Raw genomic sequence first — 7,015 nt, forward strand, 5'->3', positions numbered from 1 at the left:
ATGTGTAGACTTTCAGTATGACTTGAGGGTTTAATTTTGGAACAATATCGTGGGACAACAATACTATCCGTACGACGTGGTAATCAGGTTGTTATCGGTGGTGACGGTCAGGTTACCTTGGGTAACACAGTGATGAAGGGCAATGCCCGCAAAGTAAGGCGATTGTATAAAGATAAAGTGATTGCCGGATTTGCAGGAGGCACTGCTGATGCGTTTACTCTATTTGAACGCTTTGAAAGCAAACTGGAAATGCATCAAGGCCATTTGGTCAGGGCTGCAGTTGAGCTTGCTAAAGACTGGCGAACCGACAGAATGTTAAGACGGCTTGAAGCAGTACTTGCCGTAGCAGACAGTAAATCCTCTTTAATTATTACCGGTAACGGCGATGTCATAGAGCCTGAAGAAAGCTTAATCGCTATAGGCTCCGGAGGTCCTTTTGCCCAGGCAGCAGCAAAAGCATTGATGGAAAATACCAAATTGTCCGCTTTAGATATAGTGCGTAAAGCATTAACTATTGCCGGAGACATTTGTATTTATACCAATAATAATTTAACCATAGAAGAATTGAATAATGACAGCAAATAATAGTGTAGTAATGACACCTAGAGAAATCGTTCAGGAACTGGATAAACATATTATCGGCCAGGATGATGCAAAGAGAGCGGTAGCAATAGCTTTGCGAAATCGTTGGCGTCGAATGAAGATTAAGGATCCAGTTTTACGCAGTGAAATAATGCCTAAGAATATTTTAATGATTGGCCCAACTGGCGTTGGTAAAACAGAAATTGCCCGACGTCTGGCAAAATTGGCTCAAGCTCCGTTTATCAAAGTTGAAGCAACCAAATTTACTGAAGTAGGTTATGTGGGGCGTGATGTCGATTCAATTTTGCGTGATTTAACGGATATAGCGATTAAGCAAGAACGTGAATCTGCAATGAAGAAAGTGGAGCATTTGGCTGAAGATGCTGCTGAAGAGCGCATTTTGGATGTGCTCTTGCCTCCTGCCCGCGGCACATTAACACCAGGGGAAAAAGATTCTACGGCAAGACAGGTGTTTCGCAAGCAATTGAGAGAAGGTACTCTTGATGATAATGAAATTGAAATCGACATTGCTGTTGCCCCTGTTGGCATTGAAATAATGGCGCCTCCTGGTATGGAAGAAATGACCAGCCAGCTCCAGTCCATGTTTCAACAAGTCGGCAGTCATCGTACAAAAACACGTAAAATGACTATTGCCAAGGCAATGAAAATATTGCGTGAGGAAGAAGCCGCTAAACTGATTAACGAAGAAGACATCAAAGTCAAAGCAATAGAAAGTGTTGAGCAGAACGGAATTGTTTTTATTGATGAATTGGATAAAGTTGCCAAGCGTTCTGAGGGGAGTGGAGGGGATGTATCACGTGAAGGGGTTCAGCGAGATTTACTTCCATTAGTTGAAGGCACTACCGTATCAACAAAATATGGCATGGTTAAGTCAGATCATATTTTATTCATTGCATCTGGAGCATTCCATGTTGCCAAACCATCCGATCTAATTGCCGAGTTGCAAGGACGCTTGCCTATTCGGGTCGAGTTATCAGCACTAACAGTTGATGATTTTGTTCGTATTCTGACGGAGCCCAGTTCTTCATTGACTCTGCAATACGCTGCATTGATGGAAACTGAAGGTTTAACCCTAACTTTTGATGAAACCGGTATTCGCCGTATCGCTGAAGTCGCCTGGCAAGTTAATGAGCGTATGGAAAATATAGGGGCACGCCGATTGTATACTGTGATGGAGCGTTTGCTCGAGGTGGTCTCATTTGAGGCAACTGATAAATCGGGAGAATCCGTCCATGTAGATAGAGCCTATGTGGATAAAAATCTTGGCCAGTTGGTCGCAGACGAGGATTTGGCTCGTTATATTCTTTAACCTTTGGATGATGGTTAACTGCCAATAAGGATTGGAGCGTTCATGACCAGTGCTTCCGGTAAGTTAACCATTCTGAATTTTCAATTACTGCAGTTATTGATTGAAGTTGCTATTTTGAGCGCATGGCTTCAGATTTTTTAAAATTATTCATGATCCCAAAGATTTTTTGTTGTTCATCATGGCTTGTTTATGTATTATTTGTAATACGTTTTGTTTAACCAGTACAATTTATGCCTCAATTTGACCTGAATAAATTAGTTGTTTTGCATTTATATCAATATTCAAAACCTCGCGGGGAGCAAGATCCTCTGTACCGAGTTGAAAAAACTTGTGATGCTGTAAAGCTATCAACCTGTACACGAATTATTTATATTTTAACCAGTGATTCGCTCGTTTCAGAAGAACAATCTGCCGCATATAAGTCGCTTACCGATTTTCTGGGTAGACAAGATATGTATTCAGGTGGCATTAGGTTTGAACGTTTAGATGGTGATAAAGCGTATGAATTCTTATTGTATTGGATGATTGGTGGCATAAATCCTAAAAAAACTTTAAATGATCCGAGAATTCTGGGCGATGTGAGAGCTTTGTGGACAAAAATGACCACATCACCCAGTGCTAGAGCACAGAAATTAGTTGAAATTTTTTCTGTATTTTTTAAGGACCTGTTTACAGACAGTGCCAGTCTTCACAAATTATTATCCGTTAATAAGCATTTGGATCAGGCTACCTTGGTCGAAACCTTTAAGACTGCTTGTCAAAATTGCACCTGGGCTAGAGTTAATGGTTTTTTAAGTTGTCTGAGTGGTTTTACTTATCAACATTTTTTAGATAATACTTATCTAGAGCATTTAGAAATCAATCTTCGTTTAGTCAAGGATAGAATCTTGAATAAAGTTGAATTATCACCCACTGGTGCAGTTATTTCTTTTTTTCAACCTAAATATGAACCATCCGAGGAACGATTAAAAGGAATAGAGCATCGTTTGAAGACTGTTAATGAATTAATAGCCTATTTAAATGCATTGAAAGCAAGTAGTGTCGAGGTTAAGCTTTCTGCACAGGCTTTAATAAAAGATTCACAAACTTCCAAAGTTGATGATGAACTTGTGCTTTTGGATTTTGAGAGTTCAACTAAGGATGAAAATGATGATTCAACAATAAATCATAGTTTAAGCAACACCAGTTGCCAATTATAAGAATACTCAAATTGAAACTAACAGATTAAATCGATTTAGCCAGTAATTGAATTGATATCTGGATATACACTCCTGATAAATTACTGGCGACAATCAATTCAAGTTAAAAAGAACATCACAGATCACAACAAAACGTTTCTCTCCAGGATATTTTTGGTTTATTAAGCAACACTAATAATCAGCCAATAAACCAAATTAATGTATCATATCCATTGCTTACAAAATTCAGACTCAGGTTACCAAAGAATAGTTTACAGAAAAAGCCATTTAACTGTTTAGCTGGCACTTTTTTTAAATAACTCTTCCAGATTAATGTTCAGAGATTTTTGTAAATCCTCATCATTTTTTCTGAACGCGGCACGCCATTGTTCTGCCAGAGACGATTTTGAATAATCAAGTTCTAAATGAGTGGGAAGGCGGTAGGGTAACAGTTGAGTTAAATCATATAAAGTAATGTGACTCAGATCCCTGCTTAGCATGTAGTGACCGTCTGCTGTCGCATGAATCAGTTCGAGATGAATTAGGGCATTAATCATTTCATCAACGTCTACAGTAAATGGCTGACTGCTGGCATCTACCAATTCGTTAAAACTCAGACCTCGACCATTCTGTTGAGCTACCCATAACTGATGCAACCAGAGCAAGGCATGTGAGAAACCATCCAGGGATTTACCTTCTCGCCGTTGATGATGGACAGAAAATGCATAACTGATTTCTGCTCCGAGAAGAGTAATAAGCCAAACCCAGTAAACCCAGATAAAAAATATAGGAACTGTAGCAAAAGCACCATAAAGTAATTCATAAGTATTAAAACGGATCAAATAATAAGCAAAAGCCTGTTTTGCAGATTCAAATAAAATTGCTGCTACTAAACCGCCCCAAAAAGCATGCATTATATTCACTGGGCAATTGGGGACGATAATATATAAAAATGTAAAACCTATTAAGGAAAGAACTATTGGTGAGTAATGCAAAAGGATAAATGGCGGTTGGTGTTCGAGGAACATCGGCATGGAAAATAAATACGAACTGGCTGCCAGGCTCAATCCTAAAATCACTGGTGCCAATGAGATTATAGCCCAGTAAATCAAGAAAGCCGGTACACCATGACGCGATGAAGACACCCGCCAAATTTTATTTAAAGCCCGTTCAATGGTGAACATGACCAGCAAAGCAGTAATAACCAGAAAAAAAATACCCCAGATTGACAGTTTAGATACTTGAGACGCAAATTGTTGTAAATAGGATTGAACGACTTTCCCTGTAGCAGGAACAAAATTCTCAAATATGAAATTCTGAACAGGATCAGCCAAATTTTGAAAGATAGGAAAAGTAGAGAATATTGCCAGGCCTACAGACATCAATGGCACTATGGCTAGTAAGGTTGTGAACGATAAAGCTGATGCAATATAGGTACATTCATCCTGAATAAAATGTTGAATGACAAAACGCACAAAACGATCGCAAGCATAGTATCGGTAAATAAACCGTTCTTTCCAGTTTAATATTTTTTGGGAATTTTTTTTCATAGCACTTATACCATATAGCCTAATCGGTAATTTATGTAGGTTGTCTACGACTTTGTTTAATTTTAATCTTTCTTTACATACTTGTAATTAATAAACTGATGTTAAATTGATATTTATTCGTTTAATAAATAATGAATTTATAGATTATATAGGCGTCAACTACTCTTCAATGAACGCCTTATCGATTAATTTGGGGTAATTGAGGGTGGCACTGGTGAGCTAATCCAGGATGATTCAAAATTTAACAGTATTGTTACATTGTATTGAGCATTGAGTCTATTTTTTGAACTATTCTTAATTTGGGTAGCTGTAATTTTATGGGGATAAAAGATGGTAACTCAAGCAGTCATTGGCGTTGTCAGAGCTTTAAACGGAATACTTGAAAAAATCAATGCTCATGGAGAGGCACATATCGTCAAGTCGGGTGCTCCACTACATCAAGGAGATATCCTTACCTTATTAAGTGGTGAGGCATACATTCAATTTATTCAGGGCTTTCCAGAAGCGTTAGCTTTAAATAAACCCTTTCCTCTTGATGGAATTTCTCCTGCATTGAAATTTGGTGCTTTAAATGCCAATGAAGAGCTCATCCAGGAGGCAATCGCTAAAGGCATTGACCCATCACTGGTTCTTGATGTGCTTGGTGCAACTGCGGCCGGTGTTGAGGTGCTTGGATCAGGCGGCGACTCCTTTTATTTAGATCCCATGTATGGCGCAGGCCTGGTTTCCTCTGGATACAATTCCCTACCGCTATCGTTTGACAATTACAGATCACTAATGGATCCCCAAGGAGTTGTATTCAGACCGATATCAGAAACTGCCGCAGAACCAGTAATATCAGCACAATCTGATGCGGTAGTTATACCCGATATTACTATCCCTCCATCAGTAATAAATGGAATTTTTACTGGAGAGGTAACTGAATCCGGTGGTTTAAATAATTCTATCCCTGGATCACCAAAATTTTCAGCTCAAATTACGAGTGTTGATGGTTTTGTTCCCGGAGATAAAATAGGGTCATTGGGTACATTTACAATGGATTCTACTGGAAAATGGACTTACGAACTGCATGATAATAGCCCTTTGGTTGATGCACTTAAAGCCGGAGAAGTACAAGTCGTGACCTTTGATGCAGTAGCGACTGATGGCACCATACAAAAAATAACGGTTACCATTCATGGCGAAAATGATGCTCCTTATGCGCTTCCAGAGAATGGTGTTGCGCGTGAAGATACTGCAATCACGGGAAATCTATTAATCAACGATAAGGATCCAGAAGGTGATCCTATATCCATTACTACCTTTACATTGGAAGGTAATACTGTTGTATATCAAGCAGGTCAGACAGTTACGATCGATGGCAAAGGTCAATTAACTATTTTGGCTAATGGTGATTACAGTTTTACTCCATTTCCCAATTACAATGGTCCAATTCCGATAACGACTTATACTCTGTCTGATGGCACTATAGAAAACAGTACCACTTTTTCGTTGAATGTCAGTTCAGTTAATGATGCACCTGAAGGTACTGATAGCAGTATAACGACCGCGGAAGATACGCCAATTGTTCTCAATGCGGCTGATTTTGGTTTCACTGATCCTAATGATAATCCTGCAGACAGTCTTCTAGCGGTAAAGATTAGCACATTACCGCTTGAGGGTTCCCTATATTTAAACGGAGCTGCAGTTACCGCAGGACAATTGATCAGTGCCGCAGCTATTCATGCCGGTTCACTGGTATTTATTCCTGCTGCCAACATGAATGGCACCATTAACTTTACATTTCAGGTGCAGGATACCGGAGGTACCTTAAATGGAGGTGTGGATCTCGATCCAATTCCTAATACCTTGACCATCAACGTGACTCCGGTCGATGACGCCTTTAATGATGCTGCTGAAACCTTGACAGTGTCTGAAGATAGCACCTTAACCGGCAATGTACTCACTGGCACGAGCAGTGTGGATGGTCCGGTAACGGTAACCGGCTTTAATGTAGCCGGTGATACCACCAACTACAGTGCTGGCCAAACGGCTGCGATTGCGGGTGTGGGCAGCTTGCAAATTAATGGCGATGGCACGTTCAGCTTTATTCCTGTTGCCAATTACAACGGTCCAGTGCCTGAGATCACGTACACGATGACCGATGGCAGCAGTGGCGATACCTCGACTTTGACCATCAACGTGACTCCAGTGGATGATGCTTTTAGTGATGCGAATGAAGTCTTAAGTGTTGCGGAAGATACGACCTTAAACGGTAACGTGCTCACTGGTACCAGTAGTGTGGACGGTCCAGTGACGGTAACCGGTTTTAGTGTGGCAGGTGACAACACCAACTACAGCGCTGGCCAAACGGCTGCGATTGCGGGTGTGGGCAG

At 40.2% G+C, this 7,015-nt stretch carries 5 protein-coding genes; 4 read left to right on the forward strand and 1 reads right to left on the reverse strand.

Annotated features, from left to right (window positions below; all coding sequences use genetic code 11):
• The first annotated feature begins 36 nt into the window (after positions 1–36).
• The 3 genes from hslV to G543_RS0109220 all read left to right on the forward strand — a co-directional run bounded on the left by hslV (position 37) and on the right by G543_RS0109220 (position 3,111).
• On the forward strand, positions 37–585 hold the full coding sequence (hslV, locus tag G543_RS0109205; RefSeq protein ID WP_028384269.1) for an ATP-dependent protease subunit HslV: 549 nt from the start codon (positions 37–39) through the stop codon (positions 583–585).
• Complete coding sequence (hslU, locus tag G543_RS0109210) at positions 572–1,912, forward strand: ATP-dependent protease ATPase subunit HslU (RefSeq protein WP_172463052.1); 1,341 nt, start codon at positions 572–574, stop codon at positions 1,910–1,912. Before hslV ends, hslU begins: the two co-directional genes overlap by 14 nt.
• A gap of 230 nt (positions 1,913–2,142) precedes the next feature.
• Entirely contained in the window at positions 2,143–3,111 is a 969-nt protein-coding gene (locus tag G543_RS0109220) for a hypothetical protein (RefSeq protein ID WP_028384271.1), read from the forward strand.
• 275 nt (positions 3,112–3,386) lie between these two features.
• On the opposite strand, the gene G543_RS0109225 is transcribed toward G543_RS0109220, so the two are convergent.
• The gene (locus tag G543_RS0109225) at positions 3,387–4,640 is read right to left on the reverse strand and encodes a YihY family inner membrane protein (protein WP_035921901.1); all 1,254 of its coding nucleotides are present in this window, start codon (positions 4,638–4,640) and stop codon (positions 3,387–3,389) included.
• Between the two features lie 330 nt (positions 4,641–4,970).
• Here G543_RS0109225 and G543_RS17550 point away from each other — a divergent pair.
• The coding region (locus tag G543_RS17550; RefSeq protein WP_035921904.1) for a cadherin-like domain-containing protein at positions 4,971–7,015 on the forward strand (2,045 nt) is incomplete at its 3' end.

It is taken from the genome of Legionella moravica DSM 19234, assembly GCF_000423305.1.
Classification (GTDB): Bacteria; Pseudomonadota; Gammaproteobacteria; order Legionellales; family Legionellaceae; genus Legionella; species Legionella moravica.

Coding starts and splice junctions, on each gene's coding strand:
- hslU (WP_172463052.1), top strand. CDS start 572: ATGACAGCAAATAATAGTGTAGTAATGACACCTAGAGAAATCGTTCAG.
- G543_RS0109220 (WP_028384271.1), top strand. CDS start 2,143: ATGCCTCAATTTGACCTGAATAAATTAGTTGTTTTGCATTTATATCAA.
- G543_RS0109225 (WP_035921901.1), bottom strand. CDS start 4,640: ATGAAAAAAAATTCCCAAAAAATATTAAACTGGAAAGAACGGTTTATT.